This window comes from Roseburia lenta, from assembly GCF_014287435.1.
GTDB lineage: Bacteria > Bacillota > Clostridia > Lachnospirales > Lachnospiraceae > Pararoseburia > Pararoseburia lenta.
The window spans coordinates 131,716-155,816 of record NZ_JACOPG010000004.1 but is presented as its reverse complement, the minus strand read 5'-3'; the positions used below and the strand labels follow the sequence as shown (position 1 = coordinate 155,816).

The window sequence follows — 24,101 nt, the reverse complement described above, 5'->3', positions numbered from 1 at the left end:
AAAAACAAACTGTGATGGGTATTTTTAATGATTACATTTTATTTTTAACAGGCAGGCATTTACCATGGGTGATGCCATTTTCGTTAAAAGCATCAATGCGCACATAATACTGTGACATCTGCGAAACTAATGCACGTATGGTTTTTTCCTTATCTCCAAAGACCCGATAGCTGTGATACAATTTATCTTTTTCATGTCCCCAGAGAATCTCATACCCAACTGCACTCCCCTTCCATGCCAGATTCATATCTGTGCCGCTTATTCTCTCCGCCGTTACATCCGTAACCGGCGCCGGGGCTTGCCCATCACCAAGTCCAAAAATACGGATCCCTGCCATGCAGGCACTCGGTTCATGTGGCTGACTTACGACCGTAACCCGGATAAATCTATACATAATTCCCTGCTCCCATACCAAAAAATCGTGTGGCAAACTTGTTGTTACCTGTTCTTTATCTGCCAGTGTCTCCCAGTTTTTTCCATCTTCTGAGCCCTCTAACAGATAATTGATCGGATCCAGTTCATCTTCAATATATCGACTTCCCTTGATACGCTCGGTCAACTCCTCCGGATTCTCTTTCTCCATCCTCTCTTGCGGCATGTCCACTTCCTTATGATCATCCATAAAATTAAGTTGGATAGCATGAATATCCATTGCTTTCCCCAGATCAACCATAATCCACGGTTGGCTGTCTTCATCCAAGGCTTTCCACCAAGTCTGACAATTTTCGTCAACCACATTGGCGGCAGATTTTCCTGCTTCTTTCTGACTCGATGCTTTAACCTGTTTTCCATAGGATAAAAGCATCCAATCCGGTTCTCTCCACGGATCTTGCTCCTTATTTTCATCCAGAAGAATCGGCCAATCTCCGTAACGTTGATTGCAGAAAAGTTCTCCATCCCTATCAAATCCTGCCGGCCAGAGGCCAAGACGTCGTTCAAATTCATGATTGCAGGAAATGCGCATCGTTGCTGTATGCCACCAATTATTTTTTAGATCCTGCATTGTTGATCCATGTCCTGCTCCCGGCATAAACCCTCCCGGGCTATATGAATACGGATTGTTTTTTGCCAAGGTAAAAGGTCCCAATGGGTGGTCTGCTTCATAAACTCCATCCGGGTAAATATTGTACTCTGTTCCTGCTGCTGCATATTGCAGATAGTATTTCCCCTGATATTTGGTCATCCACGCCCCTTCCATATTCGGTGTTGGACCTAATAAGCGTTCCATAAAAAGGCGTCTTTCCTCTGGCAAAAGTTCTATCAGTTCATATACGTCTGCTACCTCACTCGGATTTTTCCCAAACTGTGCACTCAACCCCTGAATAAGCATTTGCTCAAATGCCATATCTCTCCGCTTCTGTTCATTATGATCCTCTCCCACACGTTCATAGCCATAATCATTCTTATGATTATCAAATAAAGCCATCGGCTGGCCAATCTGTTTCATAGTCTTTGGATCAAGTTCCACACCGTAAATCGGTTCCACAGAGGAACATCCCCAGTAAAAATAGACACGTCCGTCATCATCCACAAAGAGATTCGGATCCCAAAAATCAAAAGTCCCCTCTATTTTTTCAAAGACACCTGATTCCGGATCTTTTGTCCGGTAAAAATCACAATTGGCATCTCTGCGGGATGCACTGAAATACAAGTATTCCCCCATCACGCGCACATCCGGGGCATAATCATAAACCGGTAATCCCTGCAATTTTTTCACTTGCCAATTTACCATATCCTCGCTGACTAAATATCCTTTTGTCATGGATGGAAACATATAGTATTTTCCATGAAATACTACCAGTGACGGATCTGCCGCCTCTCTATAAATGACCGCCCGATCGTCTTTTTTTACATACTGATAGCGATAGGGTATATTGATCGGATTGCAATAATACATCCTTTTCTCCTCCTCTTTTTACCTTTTATTCCAGAAGCATTATGTATAGTTCCAAGATGATATCCATTGTACTTGTAAAGGAGTCTAAGGAATAGAAGATAACTCTTGAAAAACAGTAAAGTTCTATGCTATTATCCAAATTATCATTGAATTATCTTTTTATCAAAAAGGAGTGCGCAAAAAAATGTATCTGGATTCCCTACTAGAGGATATTTTTTCTACCCATAACAATTTTTATGATGTAACAAAGGAGAATTTTCCACAGAATTATAAGATGGATGACTTTTATGCAGAACTTCGTTTTATTAACGAGCGCAATGCGTCAGAACAACGTCTGCATCAGGCGATCGTGGAAGGGAATGCCGCAAAAGCCAAGCATGAACTCCGTTTAACAAAGCAGACGCTCCAACATAGTGATGGACATATTTGTTCTATTCCCATTTCCCCACTGCGTCAGTTTAAAGATTCTGCCCTTTCAATGAATACACTTTTCCGCAAGGATATTGAGCAAAATTATGTACCCAATATCTACATCAATCACTACGCCTCACGCTTTACCTATCTAATCGAGATAGCAAGTAGTTTTGATGAAGTCGGACAGATCATTGAAAAAATGATTGATACCTATTGTATGCTATCCAACACATTTTCCCTTGCTGCCTACACCAGACCAATTCAAGATTGTATCCTCTATTTAGAACTGCACATGAATGAAGAAATTTCCGTAGAACATCTTGCAAAAGAATTGTCGTTGACACCAAACTACCTTTCTACGCTCTTTAAAAAAGAAGTAGGAAAGACAATAACCCAATATCTGCTCTGCCGTCGTATCTCTGAAGCCTGTTTGCTCCTGCGTTGCACGACATCCAGTATTGCTGATATTGCAGCCTCTGTTGGCATCAACGACTCTAATTACTTTACAAAATTATTTAAAAAACAAATGTATATGACACCTATGCAATATAGAAAAAGACACAGATAATCAACGTTCATGCCGCTCAGGGATCAGCCCTGTGCGATAGGCTTCCAAAAGCCCTTGCAAATCCGCAACATTTTCTTTTAATTCCCGCCCGATATCCGTATCTGCCACGCGCTTGCGCTTCAAGACCTGCTGGACCAGAATACGGTCGGAATGGATATCACTTCCCTGCTCTACTGCCTTGGCTACCGATGTAAAAGGCTCATGGGCTGCCAAGACCAGTCCATAGGAATTGTAGATCAGTGTATATCCGGCAATACCGGTCTTTGGCTGATAGGCTTTAGACAGACCACCGTCAATGATGAGCAGTTTGCCGTTACATTTGACCGGCGATTCTCCCGCCTTTGCCTCGACCGGGATGTGTCCGTTAATAATGTGGGCATCTGCGCCCGACAAACCAAATTCCTTTAAGACGGCATCTGCCATCTTTTCATCATTGAGCATCTGATAGTATGGGTTCTTCGGCTCTACATGCAAGGCTTTGTCTGCCACGAAATAGCGTTCAAAGGTCGCCATCTTTTCCTTGCCGAATACCGGTGAATCCGGATTCTCCCACAAATACCAGAGGATCGCCTGCCCGCGTATTCTTTCCCTGTCGTCCGTCGCATAATAGCCTTTCCTGGCATAGGAATCCAATACATCATACAGGGCTCTGCCCGTATAAGTCTTTCCGAATAAGCGGACCGGTAAGAACTTGCCATCCTTGGTCAGCGGAATACAGCCATGATACAAAAGGTTGCCATTGTAGACCTTGTAAAGGCTTCCATGAGAGTACAAAAACTGTATGTGCTGCTGCAATTTCTCGCAATGCATAAAGGATTGCTGGATCTGGTCGATCACTTCCTGTTCCTGCTCGGTCAAAAGATATGGATGCTCAGGATCTAATGTCGGAAAATGCTTATCCTTCATCGGATAAGAAATGCCATCGATCGTCACACTGCCCTGGGAAAGATCGATCTTATCCAGCAGCAGACGGTCTTCCATGCCAAAATCCGGATGGGATAAGATCATCTGTCCCTCGATCTTAAACTGCATGAGGGTAATTGCCTTGTGCATCTTTTCTTCCAGACTGGTATCTAAGGTCAGATGCTTCGCCTGGTCTAAATTCTGATAAGCACTCTGCTCACGGAAACAGAGACATGGATCATCCCCATAATATTCCATCGCCAGTTTGGCAAGCGGCAAAAGATTGATGCCATAGCCCTCCTCCAAGGTCGCCAGATTGCCGTAGCGCGCCGCAATACGGATGACATTGCAAATGCAAGGTCTGCTTCCTGCCGCTGCTCCCATCCACAGGATGTCATGATTGCCCCACTGGATATCCACGGAATGATGGTTCATAAGAGAATCCAGGATCAGGTGTGGGCTTGGTCCCCTGTCATAAATATCACCCACCACATGCAGATGATCGACGACCATACGGCGGATCAGGTCTGCACATGCCACGATCATCTCTCTTGCCCTGCCTGTCGTGATGACCGAATGGATGATCTCATTGTAATAAGCCTCCTGGTCTGCCTCATCCGGTCTGCCGCTCATCAACTCCTCGATCACATAGGCAAAATCCGTCGGCATTGCTTTTCGTACCTTGGAACGCGTGTACTTGGATGCCGCACTCCGGCAGAGCAGGATCATACGGTGGATGGTCACCTGATACCATTCCTCGATGTCCTTTTCCTTGGCCTCCACCTGCTCTAACTTTTCCCGCGGATAATAGATAAGCGCTGCCAGTTCCTTTTTTTCTTCCATGCGCAGTGTCGGTCCGAATACATCATCGATCTTTCTTCGGATCGCCCCGGATGCATTACGCAGGATGTGACGGAATTGTAAATATTCGCCATGCACATCGGTGATAAAATGCTCTGTCCCCTTTGGCAGATTTAGGATTGCCTGTAAGTTGATGATCTCCGTTGCCGCAGACGCGACATTCGGATACTGCTTTGCTAAACCCTTGTAAAAACGAATTTCCTGCTCCATCTTCTCCTCTTAACTTCCAAACCGGACAGAAAAACTCTGCCCGGTCTTATACTAATTTGCCTTTGCCTTCAAGTCTGCTACGATCTGTTCCTTTAACTCCAGACACTTATCCTTCATGCGCTTGGATGTGCCGGAAGATGTGATCAGACGACTGATCAGTTTGGACGCAATGTCATAATCTTTATAGTGGACTGCCATGTTTGCCAGAATATAATCGACCGTATTGGCATCCATACCATTGTAAGGCGGCATCTCTGTGCTGGTCACTTTCATAAAGCCATCGTATGCCTGACGGTAAAATCCCTCATATTCTTTCTGGCAGTTTTCGATACGTTTCTTATTCATCGGCGTATCATCCGGTATGGTCTTAATCTCGGCACGGCGCAGCCACGCGATGTTTAAGCATATGTATGCCTTCTCACTCAGTTTTGCCTTTTTTGCCATAGCGGAAACCAGCGCCAGTTTGTACTTTTCTACCGCATAATCATAGGTGTAGACTTCCATCTTTGGCTCTTCGACCGGCTTAAAATTGGCTGAGATCTGCTCACGGATCCATTTGCGCTGTGTCGGTGACAAATGTTCAAAATTTCGGCGCAGGGCTGCATATCCGCAGGACGGGCAGGCACATACACCGTACTTTAAGGTATCGACATACTCATGGTTTGGACGAAGATCCGCATCCGGTTCCTTTCTCTTGACCTTGGAACTCTTTACCCCTTTGACAACAAATTCCTTGTCGCAGATCGGGCACTTCATCTTGTGATCCAAAAGGAAATCCTTTTCAGTCAATTCTACCACTTCTGCCTTTGCCTTTTCGGTCTGTTTCTTTTTCGCCTCGCTGCCATCATTTAAGATGTCTAACTCGCCATCGCCTTTCAGGCCAAATTTCTCTAATCCAGATAATAAATTCATTATTTCACACTTTCTGCTAAAACCAACTTAGGCTGTCGGCAATTTGTAGGAAGACTTCAAAGATACGATCCGGTTGAATACCAGATGCTCCTTGGAAGAATCCTTTGCATCTACGCAGAAGAAGCCCTGACGTACAAACTGGAAACTGTCATACGCCTCTGCCTCTGCGATGGATGGCTCCACATAACAATTCTCCAAAACCGTCAGAGAATTTGGATTTAAGTTGAGGCTACCATCCTCATTGTAAACGCCGGCTTCCTCATCTACGATATTCTCATAGAGGCGGATGGTTGCCGGAACGGCTGTCTCGCAGGATACCCAGTGGATAGTGCCCTTTACCTTTCGTCCATCCGGGCTGTTACCGCCTCTGGATGCCGGATCATAGGTACAATGGATCTCTGTGATATTGCCATTTTCGTCCTTTTCAAAAGAATTACAGGTCACGAAGTAAGCATTCATCAGGCGCACTTCATTGCCCGGGAACATACGGAAATACTTGCGTGGCGGTTCTTCCATAAAATCATTGCGCTCAATATAGATCTCTCTGGAAAATGGTACCTGACGGGTGCCAAGTTCCGGATTTTCCAGGTTATTCGGTGCTTCCAGATACTCGATCTGTCCTTCCGGATAATTGTCGATCACAACCTTGATTGGATCAAGCACTGCCATCACACGGCTCTTTTTGTTCTTTAAGTCCTCACGGATACAATACTCAAGCATGGCATAATCTACAGAAGAATTGCTCTTTGACACGCCACAGAGTTCTACGAACTTTGCAATGGACTCCGGTGTGAAGCCACGGCGGCGCAGGGCTGCAATGGATACCAGACGCGGATCATCCCAGCCGTCTACGATGCCTTCTTCTACCAGACGCTTGATGTAACGCTTGCCGGTAACGACATTGGTCAGATACATCTTGGCAAATTCGATCTGTCTTGGCGGATGTGCAAAACCGACCTCACGAACGACCCAGTCATAGAGTGGTCTGTGGTCTTCAAATTCCAGTGTGCAGATAGAATGTGTGATGCCCTCGATCGCATCCTCGATCGGATGTGCGAAATCATACATAGGATAAATGCACCACTTATCACCGGTGTTGTGATGATGCATATGTGCCACACGGTAGAGAATCGGATCTCTCATATTGATATTCGGTGATGTCATATCGATCTTGGCACGCAGTACCATGGAGCCGTCCTCGTATTTGCCGTTTTTCATATCTTCAAAGATCTGTAAATTTTCTTCGATGCTACGGCCTGCATTCGGATCTTCCTTGCCAGGCTCTGTCAAAGTACCGCGGTACTCACGGATCTGGTCTGCATTTAAGTCAGAGCAGTATGCCCTGCCCTTTTTGATCAGAGTAATAGCTGCTTCATACATCTGGTCAAAATAGTTGGATGCAAAATACAGATGGTCGCCCCAGTCTGCGCCCAGCCACTGAATATCTTTTTTGATGGACTCTACAAATTCCTCACGTTCCTTGGTTGGGTTGGTGTCGTCAAAACGCATGTGAAATTCGCCATTGTATTTTTTTGCCAGACCATAGTTTAACAGGATGGACTTGGCATGACCGATATGCAGATAACCATTTGGCTCCGGCGGGAAACGGGTACATACGGTGTCGTAAACCCCCTCTGCCAGGTCCTTGTCGATCTCCATCTCGATAAAATTCTTTGATACTACTTCTTTTTCGTTCTCCATTGATCTATTCCTCTCCATCTGTGGACTTATCCACTTATATTCCTCTTTGGTATTGCCTACTGGATGTGTTTGTGTGTAAACAGATGATCCTGACAATATTCATAATTGCCGTTGCATTTTGAGCAGAAACGGAATTCCAGTTCCGGGTTTGTCAGTTCTGTCCTGCCGCATACCGCACACTTGTGTCTTGCGATCGGTGCGCCGCTCCTGTCTCTCCTTGGTCCTGCACCGGCTGCCGCCTTGCGCTTATATTCCTGCTTGCGGTGGATCTCACGCGGATCCACACGTCTGTAATTGCGGGATGACAGATAAAAGATCAGGAAGTTGAGCAGGGAGCAGATGATCGCCACACGACCTGACCAGGAGGATCCCACCAGACTGATCGCGATCATAACGGCATAAACCACTGCCATCCACTTCATCTTGATCGGAATGATAAAGTACAAAAGCACTTCCATATCCGGGAAGCATACGGCAAATGCTAAAAAGATCGACAGGTTGATGTACTGCATACTAAAATAACCGCCAACACCTGCTACCGGACTGCCGGTCACCGCACCGTAAATAAAATACAAAACAAAAGCACCGATCAGAGTCGCAAGCATGCCTCCAATGATATAGGCATTAAAGCGAAATGTCCCCCATGCATTCTCCAGCGCCGTTCCCAACTGATAATACAAAAGGAGCATGATCGCAAAGAACAGGATATTGGGAGTCTCCGGGATCATGATCCAGGTAAAGATACGCCAGATCTGGAACTTATGGATAATATAATAAGGTTCTAAGGTCATATAGGTCAGAAAGTTTACACTGGTAATGCGGCTTCCCAACATCAAAAAATACCCCAGCACATAGCCCCCGATCAAATAACGCATCAGATTCGGAATGGCATATTTACCCAGAGCACGTTCTAACTTATTTAGCATAAAAGTATTCTCCTCACTCTCGCAATATCTTAAGAAATGGTATAGTCACCGACGATATTGCATAATTATTTTAATTATAGGGTGCTTCCCACTTTTTGTCAACGAATCCGCTTCTTGTTTTTTGTCGATTTGTGTCGTATAATAACTCTGTTTGTTTTCTATATAATAAATAGGAAAAGACAGACTTCAATCTATGGGATTAACGGGAGTAAACAGTTATCATATAAGTTTTTAGAAAGGGTTTACATCATTATGAATGAAAAATTGTACAAGTTAGGAATCGACATCGGTTCTACAACCGTCAAAATTGCAATCCTTGATGAGCAGGACAATCTTATCTTTTCTGATTACGAACGCCATTTTGCCAACATTCAGGAAACCTTAAGTAACCTGTTACATAAAGCATTTGACAGCACCGGCGAGATCATGGTATCTCCGATGATCACCGGTTCCGGCGGTCTGACACTTGCCAAGCATCTGGGCATTGATTTTGTCCAGGAGGTTATCGCAGTCTCTACTGCCCTGACCCACTATGCACCACAGACAGACGTTGCCATTGAACTTGGTGGTGAGGATGCCAAGATCATCTACTTTGAAAACGGTAACGTAGAACAGCGTATGAACGGTATCTGTGCCGGTGGTACCGGTTCCTTTATCGACCAGATGGCTTCTCTGATCCAGACAGATGCCTCCGGTCTGAACGAATATGCCAAGAATTACAAGGCGATCTACCCGATCGCAGCCAGATGTGGTGTATTTGCCAAGACAGATATCCAGCCCCTCATCAACGAAGGAGCCACCAAGGAAGACCTGTCTGCCTCCATTTTCCAGGCGGTTGTCAACCAGACCATTTCCGGTCTTGCCTGCGGTAAGCCGATCCGCGGTCATGTTGCCTTTTTAGGAGGTCCTTTGCATTTCCTGGATCAGTTAAAAATGACCTTCATCCGTACCTTAAATCTGGATGATGAGCATGCCATCACGCCGGAGAACTCACATCTGTTCGCCGCGATCGGTTCAGCCCTTAATTATAAGGAAGAAAAGCAGTTTGCCATCACCGATATTATGGCAAAATTGTCTTCCAATATTCATATGGAATTTGAAGTAGCCCGCATGGAGCCACTCTTTGCCTCAAAAGAAGAATACGATACCTTTATCAAGCGCCACGGCAACAACCATGTCCGTACCGCTGACCTTGCCTCTTACCACGGCAACTGCTATCTGGGTATCGATGCCGGTTCGACCACGACCAAGATTGCACTGGTAGATGAGGACGGCTCACTGCTCTACTCTTTCTACAGCAACAACAACGGCAGCCCGCTTGCTACCGCCATCGGTGCCATCAAAGACATCTACAGCAAGTTGCCGGAGGATGCCCACATCGTTCATTCCTGCTCCACAGGATACGGCGAGGCACTCTTAAAGTCCGCACTCATGCTTGACGAAGGCGAAGTCGAGACCGTGGCACACTACTATGCTGCTGCCTTCTTTAACCCGGAGGTCGATTGTATCTTAGACATCGGCGGACAGGATATGAAATGCATCAAGATCAAGAACCAGACCGTTGACAGCGTGCAGTTGAATGAGGCATGTTCTTCCGGTTGCGGATCCTTTATCGAGACTTTTGCAAAATCTTTGAACTTTACCGTTGCGGATTTTGCTAAGGAAGCCTTGTTTGCCAAGAATCCGATTGATCTTGGTACAAGATGTACGGTATTTATGAACTCCAAGGTAAAGCAGGCGCAAAAGGAAGGTGCGACCGTGGCTGATATTTCTGCCGGTCTTGCTTATTCCGTGATCAAAAATGCCCTCTTTAAGGTTATCAAACTCTCCGATCCGAAAGAACTCGGAGAACACGTTGTCGTACAGGGCGGTACTTTTTACAATGACGCCGTGCTTCGTTCTTTCGAGCGCATTTCCGGCTGCCAGGCAGTAAGACCTGACATCGCCGGTATCATGGGTGCTTTCGGTTGTGCCCTGATTGCCAGAGAACGCCACGAAGAAGACTATCAGACCACTATGCTGACCATTGACCAGATCAATGAACTGACCTATACGACCAAACTTGCCCGTTGTCAGGGATGCACCAACCACTGTCTTTTGACCATCAACCGTTTCTCCGGCAACCGCAGTTACATTACCGGTAACCGTTGTGAAAAGGGTCTGGGCAAGGAAAAGAACAAAGAAAATATTCCAAACCTTTTTGAATATAAGAACAAGCGTATCTTTGATTACGAACCACTGCCAAGAGAAGAAGCAAAACGTGGCACGGTCGGACTTCCGAGAGTTTTGAATATGTACGAAAACTACCCATTCTGGGCAACTTTCTTTAAAAAACTCGGATTTTCCGTTGTCTTATCTCCTTCTTCTTCCAGAAAGATCTATGAGATGGGCATTGAATCCATTCCAAGTGAATCCGAATGTTATCCTGCCAAGTTGGCACACGGACATATCCAGTGGCTCATTGATGAGGGCAATGTAGACTTTATCTTCTATCCGGCACTCTTCTATGAAAGAAACGAGTTCCCGGATGCCGGTAACCACTACAACTGTCCGATCGTTACCTCTTATTCGGAAAACATCAAGAATAATGTGGACGAGATCACTTCCGGCAAGGTGCGTTTTATCAATCCTTTCATGTCCTTTGGCAGCGAGGAGAAGGCAAGCCTGACACTGGTCAAATGCTTCAAGGAAGAATTTGACATCCCAGAATCCGAAGTGCGCGAGGCTGTCACCGATGCCTGGAAAGAGCAGGAAGTGACCCGTCTGGAAATGATGAAAAAGGGTGAAGAAGTCCTCAAATATATGAAGGAAACCGGTAGACGCGGTATCGTTCTGGCAGGTCGTCCATACCATGTCGATCCTGAGATCAACCATGGTATCCCGGAACTGATCAACTCTTACGGCATCTGTGTTTTGACCGAGGATTCTGTGTCACATCTGGGTAATCTGGAGCGTCCGATCCTGGTTATGGATCAGTGGATGTATCATTCCAGACTTTACTCTGCCGCCAACTTTGTCAAGACCAGAGACGATCTGGATATGATCCAACTCAACTCTTTCGGCTGCGGTGTCGATGCCGTAACAACCGATATGGTCAGTGATATTTTGACAGGCTCCGGCAAGATCTATACCTGCTTAAAGATCGATGAAGTAAATAACTTGGGTGCTGCAAGGATCCGTATCCGCTCTCTCCTCTCTGCCATCCGTGTCAGAGAAAAGAAAGCCGAAAAGCGCGAGATCAAACCGGCAAACTTTGAGCGTGTCATCTTTACCGAGGAAATGCGCAAGGATTACACCATCATCTGTCCGCAAATGTCGCCGATCCATTTTGAACTTTTGGAACCAGCATTTGTTGCCGCAGGATACCATTTATCCATCCCACAGATCTCTGCCAGAGAATGTGTAGATGTCGGTCTGAAATATGTAAATAACGATGCCTGCTATCCGTCTCTGATCGTTGTCGGTCAGATCATGGCTGCCATTGCTTCCGGCAATTACGACATGAACAAGACAGCAATCCTCATCACCCAGACCGGTGGCGGATGCCGTGCGACCAACTATATCGCCTTTATCCGTCGTGCCCTTGCCAAGGCAGGTTACCCGGATGTTCCGGTCGTATCCTTAAATATGGTCGGATTGGAAAAGAATCCGGGATTTAAGATCACACCGGCTCTGATCCAGCATGGCCTATACGCCTTGGAATTTGGCGACATCTTCCTGCGCTGCTTATACCGCATGCGTCCATATGAAGTGACACCGGGTTCTGCCAATGCCCTGCATGAAAAATGGAAAGAGCGCGTCATTGCCTTTGTAACCCAGGACGGCTTCCTTTCCCATCGCAAGTACAAGCAGATGTGCCGCCAGATCATCCGCGATTTCGACTGTCTGCCGATCACAGATGAGAAGAAACCGCGTGTCGGCGTTGTCGGCGAAATTCTGGTAAAATACCATCCGGCAGCCAACAATGACGTAGTAACGCTTTTGGAATCTGAAGGTGCAGAAGCCGTTGTACCGGATCTGACAGACTTCCTGCTCTACTGCTGCTACAACCAGATCTACAAGGCAGACAATCTGGGCGAGTCCAAAAAGACAGCCCGCCTCAATAAGATGCTCATCCGTTTCTTTGAATGGATGCGAAAAGATGCTAGAGACGAACTGGCAAAGAGCAAGCACTTTGAACCGACCTGCTATATCGAAGACACAGCCAAAAATGCTGAGTCCATCGTATCCATTGGTAACCAGACCGGTGAAGGCTGGTTCTTAACCGGTGAAATGTTAGAACTCATGCATCAGGGCGTGCCGAATATCATTTGTGCCCAGCCGTTTGCATGTCTGCCAAACCACATTGTCGGAAAGGGTGTTATCAAAGAATTGCGCCACGAATATCCAAAGGCAAATATCGTTGCCATTGACTATGATCCGGGCGCATCGGAAGTAAACCAGCTCAACCGTATCAAACTTATGCTTTCTACGGCGCACAAGAACTTAAAAAAAGAAATTGCTTCCAAATAAACTTACATAAAAGCAGGTCAGCCTCACAAGAGACTGACCTGTTTTTTTAATAGCGGTTATGCACTTTTTCCGCAAAACATAAGACATCTTTTATATGAAGATGCGTGCCGTCATCTAAGACCGCCACGCCGCTCATTTTGCCAAAGACCTGGTGCTGATCGGAGACGATCAGTTTGTAGTCCATACAGGCACTGCGGTCAAGAATTGGCATAAACTCCATCTCAAAGCGTCCATCGCTGGAAGAAAAAGTCCAAGGCTTGCAATAATCGTCCTGTGGGATGTGGAAGGTCACATCATCGATCTTGTGTGCCACGCCATCATAAAAGATGACATTTTCAGTCGCCGCCTTGGTATTGCCAAATCCGTAGCCGATATTGAAGCCAAAGGCATGCCCATCTAAGTCACAGTTGCCGGATCCCCAATACCAGGTATTGTCATAAGTCCAGACTCCCCTGCCCCAATCCAGCGTTCCAAAATGCCTTGCCGGATCAAAGACATAGCGTTTGCCGTCATAGTCTGCCCAGCCGCTCGCCCGCATACAGTTGATCTTTTGATTGTAGTAAAAATGTCCGTCCTTATCCCAAGGGGTCGCAATGACCATGGTATCCATGTCCGGTTCTTCCAAGACAATATCACAGGAAAAAGGCTTCTTCTGATAAAAGTCTGCAAAATTGCCCCGGATATGCCGCACCCGCTTGCCCTCTATTTCTTCCAGACAATAAGATAATTGTAGCCTGCCCTTATCATAGACAATATCTCCGGCGGAAGAATTGCCCGGCAAGTGAAACTTTCCCATAGGAAAAGCATCCAAAATGGTCTCTGTGTGCTCCCAAGGATGCTCTCCCAATTCCAGCAAAGATACCGACTGTAAGCCCACATAGCCATCATCCGATAGGGTAAATGCCACGGCACATGCATCCCCTACCACCAGATAATAGTCCCATTCCTTGATACGGAACCTGGCTGCCTTGATCTTTGTCCGGTCATAGACCTGCAACTGTCTTCTCGACCAGCCCGGCTCTGCGATGTTTCCCCTGGCATCTAAGAGCGGCTGTCTTTTTGTCACTTCATGATTTCTTTCTGCCATAATCTGATCCCCCTGTTTTTATGCACATCCATGAAAAACTTCTCTTACTTTCATCATAATACGCATTTCTTTTCTGTCAATATAAAAAAAGACCGGATACAGACCTTTCTCTGTATCCGGTACATTTTTATTTTATATCTTACTTATCCTGTGCCAAAAGCATCATGATCTTGTTGCTACGGGCAACAAATGCTGTCATGGCTTCCGGTGCAAGTGGCTTATTTGCCAGACATGCCAGATCGTACAACTGCTGTGCGAACATCTCTACATTCTCGCCATCTGCATGCTCAAACATGTATTTGACAAGGTCGTTGTCCACATTGAGTACCAGCGTCTCGTCTCCGCCAAACATAGACGGATCCATGCCGTACATATTGTACATCTTCATCATTTCCTGCATACGTCTGCTTTCCTCAGAAACTGTCAGCATAGAAGAAATGTCCTTGTTCTTGAACTTCTCTACCTTTACGGTCAGATTGTCCTTGCCGCATGCCTTCTTAAAGAGTGCAGAAAGGGCATCCTGTGCAGCCTTCAAGTCTTCCTCAGAAGCCTCCTCAACCAAGTTTTCTGTCAGATCTGCATCGATTCGCAAGAACTTGTAGTCTTGATTGCGCTGCTCTAACTGTGTGATAAAGGAATTGTCGATCGTGTGGTCCAGAACAACCGCATTCATGCCCTGCTCACGGAACAGGTTGATATACTGGCTCTGCTGCTGCATATCAGTCACATAGAAGATGGTCTTTCTCTTATCTTCCGGCTCACCTTCAGCCGCACCGGCATCTTCCTTTACTTCCTCGACATCCACGGTCTCGCCGTTTTCATCCGTTGCCTTTTCCTCGGTCTTTTCTTCTGCAACAAGGAGTTCCGGTAAGGTCGTGTACTTGCCGTCAATATCCTTAAAGAGGATATAGTCATTCATCTTGTCACAGAACTTATTGTCCTTTAAGCAGCCAAACTTGATAAATGGGCTGATGTCATCCCAATATTTCTCATAATTTTCCTTGTCGGTCTTGCACATACCAATGAGTTTGTCAGCCACCTTCTTGGTAATGTACTCAGAAATCTTGGTAACAAATCCATCATTCTGCAAAGCGGAACGGGATACGTTCAGCGGCAGGTCCGGGCAGTCGATGACACCCTTTAAGAGCATCAGAAATTCCGGAATAACTTCCTTGATGTTGTCCGCGATAAATACCTGATTGTTGTATAACTTGATCGTACCCTCGATCGAATCGTACTCGGTGTTGATCTTCGGGAAGTACAAGATACCTTTCAGGTTGAATGGATAATCCATATTCAGATGGATCCAGAAAAGCGGCTCCTTGTAATCCATAAATACCTTCCGGTAAAAGGCGATATAATCTTCATCTGTACATTCGCTCGGGTTCTTTGTCCAAAGTGGGTTGGTATCGTTCAAAGGAACCGGACGCTTTACGATCTTGAGTTGGTCTTTGGCAGGCTCTACCTCGACCATCTCCTTGCTGCCATCCTCTTTTTCCTTTTCTTCCATCTTGGCATCGGTATGGATTTCCTCGATCACGGTATCGGTGTCGCGCTTGTCTGCTACATCGATGGTCTCATATTCTTCCGGTGCATCTTTCTTTGAAAGATAGATCTCCGTCGGCATGAATGAGCAATACTTTTCAATGACTTCTCTTGCACGGTATTCATTGGCAAATTCCAGGCAGTCCTCATTTAAGAACAAAGTGATCTTGGTTCCGACTTCTGTCTTGTCTCCGTCACCCATCTCGAACTCAGTACCGCCGTCACATTCCCAATGTACAGCCTTGGCACCTTCCTTATAAGATAAGGTATCGATATGTACCTCATCCGCAACCATGAAGGCAGAATAAAATCCCAATCCGAAATGACCGATGATCTGCTCCTCACTTGCCTTGTCCTTGTACTTCTCCAAGAAGTCGGTAGCACCGGAAAAAGCGATCTGATTGATGTATTCCTCTACTTCTTCTGCCGTCATACCAAGACCGTTATCGATAAAGGTAAGGGTCTTGTCCTCCGGGCTGACGATAACCTGGATCTTTGCCTTATAGTCTTCCGGGAGCTCGTATTCTCCCATCATATCCAGTTTCTTTAACTTAGTAATGGCATCACAGCCATTGGAGATCAATTCTCTATAAAAAATATCATGATCTGAATATAACCATTTCTTGATTACCGGAAAAATGTTTTCGCTTGTAATTGATAAACTTCCACGTTTGTTTTCCATTTCTATCATTCCTTCTTTCTATAAAATAGAACGGATGTCGCCATCTCTCACGTTCTAGAAAATATAATAAGACAGCCAAATGCAAAAGTCAACAAAAAATTAGCACTCATTCAAAATGAGTGCTAATAATTTTATTTTGACCTTATAATACAAAGGTTTTTTCGCATTAGATAAACGATCAGGGCAACGATCGTACTGATGACATCTGCGACCACATATGCCCAGACAACGCCATCCAGACCCGACAGACGGTTGCAGATATAAAGTGCCGGGATCAGGAGGAGCCCCTGACGAAGGATGGATACGACCAGAGATTCCATAGGCCGGTCGATTGCCTGAAAATAGCCTGACACCAGATAGACTACGCCTATGATAGGACTGGTCAAAAGCAGGATGGTCACCATATGAACGCCTAGGTCTAAGACATCCGTCGTTAAGAACTGTGCCATAATGACTTTTCGGAAGAGAAAGCAAAAGGCACCTGCCACAATACTGATAGCAAAGACCAGAATAGATAATTTGCGCACCACTTCCTTGAGACGCGGAATATTCTGTGCCCCATAATTATAGGAGATCAGTGCCTGACAGCCCATTCCTACTGCCATGACAAGGGTAGTAGCGATCATGGTACATTTGCCAGCCGCAGCCATGGCGGCAAGGGCATCCGTGCCGTAACCGCTCAAGATCTGGTTGCTAAAGGTGGATGCAAAACCGGATAAGATACTGGCAATGGCATTTGGAAGTCCCAGGATCAGAATATGGCCGATCGCACCTACGTCCTTTCTGGCATATTTTAAGGAAAATGACATTGCCTGCGATTTTTTGCTAATGACATAACTATAGTAAAAAGTTGCCAAAGCATTTCCTGCTACAGACGCCAGCGCTGCTCCTGCAACACCCCAGTGAAATACAAGAATAAAAATGGGATCTAGAATCAGATTTACCACTGTACCAATGAGGTTTCCGCAAAACCCTTCCATGACAGCACCTTCCGCACGAAGCAAAAGCGCAACAGATGTAGAGATCATCATAAAGGGGGATCCTAAGACGATCGGGATCATATACTTTTTGGCATAAAGGGCAACGTCACCTTTCGCCCCCAAAAAGGCAAGCAGGGGATCGACGAAGGTCAGTGCCAATACGATAAATACGACAGCAAGCACAATGGCGGTCCACATACAAAGGCTGGAATACGTCTTGGCCTTATCCTTTTCTCCCGCCCCAAAGGCTTTGGCAATCATGGTACAGCCTCCGTTTCCAAGCATCATGGCAATGGCTGACATAATGGAAAATACCGGAGATACCACAGAAACTGCCGCCACCTGTGCGTTGTCCCCCAATCTTGCGATAAAAAACATATCTGCGATATTGTAAAAGATCATGAGTATCATGATCACCGCGGACGGGATTGCCATAGACGCAATGGCTTTCCAGACAGACCCGCTTTTCATCATTTCTTCATTCTTCATCTTGATCCACTCCTTTTCTATCCTGATAAAATATTTTCAACTATAGGTTGTTTTTCCAACTCATAGTTGCATTTCCAACTTACAGTTGTTATTATAAGGACAAAACAAGGGTAAAACAATCAGCAGATAGACACCGTATCGTTGGTTAAGCAACGCTTTCTGTCCGATCCGTTGTTTTTCTGCAATGCAAAGGAGGATTTCTATGGATATCCGCGTACAAAAAACAAAAAAAGCCATCGCCGACGCCTTTCTTCGCATGACTGGCAAAAAGCCGATCGAAAAGATCACGGTAACTGATATCGTAACAGAGGCACAGATCAACAAATCTACCTTTTACGCCCATTATCGCGACATCTATGATCTCATGGATGCCCTTTCCAACGATGCCATATCCAGTGTGGTATCCGCCATGCACTATCTTGCCAATATGTTTGAGGATCCCCATGCCTTTTTCTTAGACATGTATGATGCACTTTCCATTTGTAAAAATGATAACATCCAGCCCTTTAGCAGTGGCAATATGAAGTTCAGCCAGCAACTGTCCGCCGCCCTAAATGCAAAAGCCATCGAACAGGGCTTACAGCCGGACAACTACCACTATGTCGGTGCCCTGCTCACCTTTACCATCAACGGCATCATTGCCCTGCACAAGGTCAAAGAGCCCGCCATCAATGATGAAGACTTAGAAAAACTTGCCAACTTTTTTGAAAACGGCGTGCGGTCTTTATAAGATCAAAAAAGAACCTATAGACAAGTTTACACCTGTCTATAGGTTCTTCTATATCACTATAAGATGTCCGTATGTATGATAAAATTATAAGTCGATTCTGCCTGCGTATTCGCTTTCTCCTGAAGTCACTACATAATAAGCCGCTCTTTCTTCCGGCTTGATATATACCTTGATATCAGAGATAGCCTTTCTCTTGTTCTCTGCCTTGAATGCAGCCTGTGCATTGGCGATGATCTCATCTACCTTAAAATCTTCTCCGCCAAACTGTAATACTGCTGACTTGGTCATTTCCGGCTTTTTCTTGCTAGTCTTTCTGGTCGTAGCCTTTTTGGCTGTCTTCTTTACAGTCTCGCTTGCTTTCTTGGTCTCGGTAACCACAGCCTCAGCCTGCTTTTCTGCCTCTTTCTTGACTTCAGTAGCCACGTTTTCTGCCTGCTTCTTGGTCTCGGTTGCGGCTGCCTCTGTCGCCTTCTTTGCTTTCTCAGCACCAGCCTTTACAGAAGATGCTGCCTTTGTTGCTGCAACTTTTACGCTCTCTGTGGCTTTCTTTGCTTCCTCAGCCATTTTCTTCATATCAACTTTTTTTGTATCTGCCATAACAAACACTCCTTTTCCTCTGATAACTTTTATCTGTTACTAACTTTTATTATACACATTCTTTCCATAATATCCAATTTAAAAGGTTATTTTATCATCTAAAGTAGTAAAAAAAGAATCGGTCGTGATCTTGTCGTTCTTGTCGATTGTGATCTTATCCCACAGTTTCTGGTTAAAATCCGAATAATAATCCGTCTCGATCGCAGAGATCACATCTTCCATCGCCTGTTCCTGTCGCTGGCTGACAATGGCAACCTTGTTCTGTTCTGAGAGTTCTTCGTTATATTTGCTGACACATTCAAAAAAGTAGTAGCCATCCTTCCCCTGGATCATATCGGAAATATCACCATCATCCAACTGGAAGACCACATCCTCTACGGCAGTCTCATAAGTATTTCTGCCAAAGGTCACATGGATGCTGTCTGCCTGACTGTAAGAACTTGCCAGCCGGTCAAAAGAAGCCCCGTTCTTTAACTGGGTCGCAATATCCTTTGCCAGAGTCTCATCCGTCACATAGATAACATTTGCCTCCATGATACGCGCCTCATCCTCGCTGACATTCTCATCGACACCACTCATCAACTGCTTGTAGACCTTTTCCGCCAGCGCATAATGCTCATACATCTTTGTAATGTCCTTTTTGGACGCCCCGGTGTATTTGCGCTCTGTCCGATTCAAAGACTTGTAATAGGTCTCCGCCGCCTGCGTCACCTTGTCCTTTTCCTCCTCGGAAAGTTCGATCTCTTTAGTCTGGGCATACATATCCAGCGAATAGACCTTGGTCAGATGACTGATGACCGCATCCTTGATGCTTTCCTCCATGGTCTTGGTATCATAATCCTCCGACCACAGATCTGTGTCATAGATCTTTCCATACAGATTTTTATAATTTGCCAGATAGACCTTTGCCTCTTCACGCGAACACGCCATCCGACCAATCTTAAATACCGTGTGTCCCCCGCTCTTGGAGGCAAAATACACCTGTCGGTCTCCGATGGAACAGCCTGTAAAAAGCAGACCAATCCCTAAGATCAGGACCAGCAAAAGTGCCGGTATTCTCTTCTTATACTGTCTCATACAACTATCCTTCTACTACCAGATATCGTCCGTCTCCGATGGCAAAGACTTCCTCCGCCTCCAAGATCTCCTCTTCTTCCATGCCTACGATATCCATCTCATCTTCCAAGTATTCGATGACCTCGTCCTTGTTGTCACAGACCATAGCCATACAATCTTCTAAGAAGGCTTCTGCCTCCTCCGGTGTCTCGGCTACCTCCTCCGGGAATAATTTCAACTGCTGCTCAAGAAATGCCTGAATACATGCCTCATCGTATTCGTAACTGCTCATTTCAAAAGTCCTCCTACTTATTATTTCTTCCTATGTCACAGATCTGGTGGTCTGTGTCACGATCTCATTTCCTACGAAACAATGTATAGTATAAATACTTGCTCCTTACAATGCAATCATTTTTTCCAGATAAAAGGAATAGATCAAAATTTCTTTGACCGGCAGATCCATGGTACGCCCCAATGCCAGTGCATAAAGCTGCAACTGTGCCTGATAACGCTTGACGAGTTCCTCTGCCTGCTGCACACGGTCTGTCTTGTAATCCAACAGTACAATGCCGTCCTCTTCCACAAAAAATACGTCAATGATCCCCTGCACCAAGACCGTATCACTCCGGCTGTCGGATTCCTCTTCGTCAAAGAGTTCCTGCGGAAAAACGCTCATGACAAAAGGCTTTTCCACGTATAGTTCATGCCTACCAGCCGCCTGCATCATGCGCTTTGCCACCCCGGTCTCCATAAAGGTATAAAGGCGGTCCATCTGCAAAAGTTCCTTTTGCTCCGGGTCCATGCGTCCCTCATGAAGCATCCGCTCTGCCTGCTCCTCCAGACTGGCTCTGCCTGTATAATTGCAAAAATCAAAGCACTCCATAAACCTGTGCATGGCAGTTCCCCGCAGGGCTCCGCGTGAGACCTCCTGGGTCTTTTTCTCTGCGATAAATGCTGGAACGATCTCTTTTGTCTCCTCCTTCAAAAAGTCCGGACGCACACTCTGGTCGTCTGCAAATGCCTTTTCCATCCGGTCATGCTTGATCTCCGATACGGAATATTTATTTTTGTACTTTCCGACGGATGCATAGGGATAAACATAAGCCATCTCGTCTTCTAACGCCTTTACCCAGGACGGTTTAGCCTGTCCGCTCAAAGCCTCCAGAGCCTCTTTTTTTGCCGCTTTATCCATCTGTCCGGCAACTTCTGCCACAACGACTTCTTCCGGCGAAATGACCTGTATCGGATATTTTTCCCGCACGGATGCTGTCGCACGCACGATCCACTCTAGATAAGACCTGGCTCCCTCCCTTTCAAAAAAGGTCAGTTTTCCGCGGTTTTCCTGCCATTTTTCCAGGGTCTCCTCTGCTTTTTTGAGTGTGCCCGTCAAGATAAGTTTCTCTTTTGCTCTGGTGAGTGCGACATAAAGGATACGCATTTCCTCGCCACAGGCATCTTCATGCAGCCTGCGTGCAACCACCTGTTTGTAAAGCGGTGTCATCTTGGTCTGTTCTTCATAATTGACCAGATCCAGTCCCACGCCCAGATCACCGTGCAGGATCATAGAACCCTTTTGGTCCGTTTCATTGAACTGCTTGCCCATACCGGATACAAAAACGACCGGAAATTCCAATCCCTTACTTTTATGGATACTCAGGATCGCCACGGCATCATCATTGTCGTTTATGAGTTCCGCCTCGCCCATATCCACCTGATACTTTTGTAACTGCCCGATATAGTTTATGAAATGAAAGAGACCTTTATAACTGGTCTTCTCATAAACCACTGCCTGTGCCATGAGTTTTTCCAGGTTGGCTCGCCGGCTCTCGCCACGCGGCATAGCACTTACATAGGTCAGATAGCCTGTCTTTTGCAAAAGCATCTCGATAAAAGAATGAATAGGCGTATCTGCCACTTTAGAGCGCATATCCTCCAAAAAGTTCAGAAAATCTCCCACCTTTTTCTCCTGTGAATGCTCTTTTTCATAAGCCTGCATGGCTTCATAAAGGGTCAGTTTGGGCTCTGTCATACGGATCAGAGCGATCTGGTCACTGGAAAAAGCAAACATGGCGGAATGTAGGACTGCCGCAAAAGGGATATCCTGCCTTGGATTGTCAATGATGCGGAGCAGATTTAGGACAGTCTGTACTTCCATGGTATCAAAATAACCAGTCTTATTTTCCGCAAAAGCCGGTATGCCGTTTTCTTCCAAGACAGCGATCATGCTCTCTGCCATGCTTCCGGGACTGCGCAACAAGATAACGACATCGCGGTAGCGCATAGGACGGAGTTTCCCCGACGCTTTATCCGTGACAAACTGCGTCTTTTTCATTTCCCGGATCTTGTCTGCAATGATCTTTGCCTCAAAGGCGATGCGGTCTTCGATCCCCGCATCCTCCATAAGGTCACTGTCCTGGTCTGCGATCAGTATCTCCCCCTGAAAGTCAGTATCATAATCTTCCGACGCAAAGAAATCCTCCGATTTTAAAATCCCGGGATAGATCGCACCGGGATAAAGTGCCGCCAGATCGTCATATTCCACATTGCCGATATCCGCATGCATGAGCTGGTAAAAGACATCATTGGTAAAGGTCAGCACTTCATTTCTGCTGCGGAAATTCTGGTGCAGATCAATGGCAATACTGCCTTCTTCCCTGCCGTGGAACCTCTCGTATTTATCCATAAAGATCTCCGGGCATGCCTGACGGAAACTATAGATGCTCTGCTTAACATCCCCCACCATAAACATATTATGCCCGCCGATCTCTTCCTTTGATACACTGCTTAGGATCTCTTCCTGAATATAGTTGCTGTCCTGATATTCGTCGATCATGATTTCCTGATAGTATGCCTGAAATTCTCTGGCAGTCGGCGTGGTCTGCTTGGTCCTTTGATCTTTTAAGATCTGCAGGGCAAAGTGTTCTATGTCATTAAAATCCATGACATTTTTGTTCCGCTTGTAGGCGGCAAAATCATCCATGAAATGTATGGTCAGACGCACCAATTCCCGAACAAAGGGCTGTATCCGCTGCATCTGTCGGACGATCTCTTCCAAAGAGAATGCGCCATAATCACTCTTTGCTTTTTCCATGCTTTTTTTGATGGCATCCCGTCCATCCTTTACTCGATTGAGGAGGACTTCGTCGCCGTCATAGCCGCGCGGCTTGCGCCCGATCGCACCATATTTTAAATCCCGGAAGGCATCGTAAAAACGCATCTTTTCGTCAAATGCCAGGATGTCCTCATATAATAAGAGATCCTGCTGCAAGCCCTTTTCGTAAAAAATAGGTCCCTCCGGTTGCCTGCACAGATCGATCAGACGCTCGGTCTTAGCCTTTGCCTCCTCCACCTGTATGCGTAGTCTGTCCAGTAAAAAGGCAAACCATGCACTTTCCTGCAAATCCTGTGTCGAGGTGACCTCATAGGCATCCACCAGGGATTGTAGCCATTCCTTCGGCCACGGATAGGACTGTGCCTTATCAAAGAGGCGCAGGATCATATCTGTTACCGCCTGATCCGAATTGCCCCGGACATAGGCATTCATAAAAGAATAGAAAAAGGTATCCTGTCCTGCTTCTTCTGCCGCCTCATACTCTTTTTGCATCATGGCATCCATAACGCTTCTTCGCATGAGCAGCATTTCTCCCTCATCCCCGATACGATAGTCCGGCTCCAGATCGATCTCATGGAAATGATTGCGCACGATATAATTACAAAAACTGTCGATCGTGGTAATCTGGGCATTATGGACCAAAGTCGCCTGCCGCATCAGATGCACATTTCCGGGATCTTCTTCCAATTTGCCGTTGATTGCCAAGAGGATCCTCTCACGCATCTCCGCTGCCGCCGCCTTGGTAAAGGTCACGACTACAATACGGTCTACGTCGATCGGTTTTTCTTCATCCAGGATACGCTGGATGATACGCTCCACCAAAACTGCCGTCTTACCGGAGCCTGCTGCCGCAGAAACCAACATATTCTTTTCTCTGCTATCAATGACCTGCTGCTGGTCGTCTGTCCACTGTGGCACC

At 46.0% G+C, this 24,101-nt stretch carries 15 protein-coding genes; 3 read left to right on the top strand and 12 right to left on the bottom strand.

Annotated elements, in window-relative coordinates; translation table 11 throughout:
- Positions 1 to 31: 31 nt before the first annotated feature.
- Positions 32 to 1,897 (bottom strand): family 43 glycosylhydrolase, encoded by a 1,866-nt coding sequence (locus tag H8R94_RS10480; protein ID WP_118282037.1) that lies wholly within the window; start codon positions 1,895 to 1,897, stop codon positions 32 to 34.
- A gap of 184 nt (positions 1,898 to 2,081) precedes the next feature.
- Between H8R94_RS10480 and H8R94_RS10475 the strand changes: the two genes are divergently transcribed.
- Positions 2,082 to 2,879: a helix-turn-helix domain-containing protein gene (locus H8R94_RS10475; RefSeq protein ID WP_186854619.1), complete on the top strand. Its 798-nt coding sequence runs from the start codon at positions 2,082 to 2,084 to the stop codon at positions 2,877 to 2,879.
- On the opposite strand, the gene H8R94_RS10470 is transcribed toward H8R94_RS10475, so the two are convergent.
- From H8R94_RS10470 to H8R94_RS10455, 4 genes are read right to left on the bottom strand one after another with little or no spacing between them, the layout of a single operon-like run.
- Positions 2,880 to 4,853 carry a fructose-1,6-bisphosphatase gene (locus H8R94_RS10470; RefSeq protein WP_118282039.1) on the bottom strand — a complete coding sequence of 658 codons (1,974 nt, stop codon included), beginning with the start codon at positions 4,851 to 4,853 and terminating at the stop codon, positions 2,880 to 2,882.
- Between the two features lie 51 nt (positions 4,854 to 4,904).
- Complete coding sequence (locus tag H8R94_RS10465; protein WP_118282040.1) at positions 4,905 to 5,765, bottom strand: DUF2225 domain-containing protein; 861 nt, start codon at positions 5,763 to 5,765, stop codon at positions 4,905 to 4,907.
- A 27-nt stretch (positions 5,766 to 5,792) separates the two neighbouring features.
- Positions 5,793 to 7,466 (bottom strand): glutamine--tRNA ligase/YqeY domain fusion protein, encoded by a 1,674-nt coding sequence (locus tag H8R94_RS10460; RefSeq protein WP_118282041.1) that lies wholly within the window; start codon positions 7,464 to 7,466, stop codon positions 5,793 to 5,795.
- A gap of 56 nt (positions 7,467 to 7,522) precedes the next feature.
- A complete protein-coding gene (locus tag H8R94_RS10455) occupies positions 7,523 to 8,392 on the bottom strand; it encodes a rhomboid family protein (protein ID WP_118282042.1) in 870 nt (289 codons plus the stop codon).
- A gap of 252 nt (positions 8,393 to 8,644) precedes the next feature.
- Here H8R94_RS10455 and H8R94_RS10450 point away from each other — a divergent pair, with 252 nt between their 5' ends.
- A complete protein-coding gene (locus tag H8R94_RS10450; RefSeq protein WP_186854618.1) occupies positions 8,645 to 12,904 on the top strand; it encodes a 2-hydroxyacyl-CoA dehydratase in 4,260 nt (1,419 codons plus the stop codon).
- A 46-nt stretch (positions 12,905 to 12,950) separates the two neighbouring features.
- Here H8R94_RS10450 and H8R94_RS10445 read toward each other — a convergent pair whose 3' ends face one another.
- From H8R94_RS10445 to H8R94_RS10435, 3 genes are all read right to left on the bottom strand, one after another.
- Entirely contained in the window at positions 12,951 to 13,991 is a 1,041-nt protein-coding gene (locus H8R94_RS10445; protein ID WP_118282044.1) for a DUF2804 domain-containing protein, read from the bottom strand.
- Positions 13,992 to 14,130: 139 nt separating this feature from the next.
- Complete coding sequence (htpG, locus tag H8R94_RS10440; RefSeq protein ID WP_186854617.1) at positions 14,131 to 16,218, bottom strand: molecular chaperone HtpG; 2,088 nt, start codon at positions 16,216 to 16,218, stop codon at positions 14,131 to 14,133.
- Between the two features lie 131 nt (positions 16,219 to 16,349).
- Complete coding sequence (locus H8R94_RS10435; RefSeq protein WP_186854616.1) at positions 16,350 to 17,687, bottom strand: MATE family efflux transporter; 1,338 nt, start codon at positions 17,685 to 17,687, stop codon at positions 16,350 to 16,352.
- A 202-nt stretch (positions 17,688 to 17,889) separates the two neighbouring features.
- On the opposite strand from H8R94_RS10435, the gene H8R94_RS10430 reads away from it, so the two are divergent.
- The gene (locus tag H8R94_RS10430) at positions 17,890 to 18,417 is read left to right on the top strand and encodes a TetR/AcrR family transcriptional regulator (RefSeq protein WP_186854615.1); all 528 of its coding nucleotides are present in this window, start codon (positions 17,890 to 17,892) and stop codon (positions 18,415 to 18,417) included.
- Positions 18,418 to 18,501: 84 nt separating this feature from the next.
- Here the strand turns inward: H8R94_RS10430 and H8R94_RS10425 are convergent, their stop codons facing one another.
- The 4 genes from H8R94_RS10425 to addA form a co-directional block, all read right to left on the bottom strand.
- Positions 18,502 to 19,014, bottom strand: a complete 513-nt coding sequence (locus H8R94_RS10425) for a DUF6465 family protein (RefSeq protein ID WP_118282048.1) — start codon at positions 19,012 to 19,014, stop codon at positions 18,502 to 18,504.
- Between the two features lie 78 nt (positions 19,015 to 19,092).
- A complete protein-coding gene (locus H8R94_RS10420) occupies positions 19,093 to 20,091 on the bottom strand; it encodes a peptidylprolyl isomerase (protein ID WP_118535597.1) in 999 nt (332 codons plus the stop codon).
- Between the two features lie 4 nt (positions 20,092 to 20,095).
- Positions 20,096 to 20,362, bottom strand: coding sequence for a glyoxalase (locus tag H8R94_RS10415; protein ID WP_118282050.1), 267 nt, complete (start codon positions 20,360 to 20,362; stop codon positions 20,096 to 20,098).
- Between the two features lie 105 nt (positions 20,363 to 20,467).
- Positions 20,468 to 24,100 carry a helicase-exonuclease AddAB subunit AddA gene (gene addA, locus H8R94_RS10410; RefSeq protein WP_186854614.1) on the bottom strand — a complete coding sequence of 1,211 codons (3,633 nt, stop codon included), beginning with the start codon at positions 24,098 to 24,100 and terminating at the stop codon, positions 20,468 to 20,470.
- Between the last annotated feature and the right edge of the window lies 1 nt (position 24,101).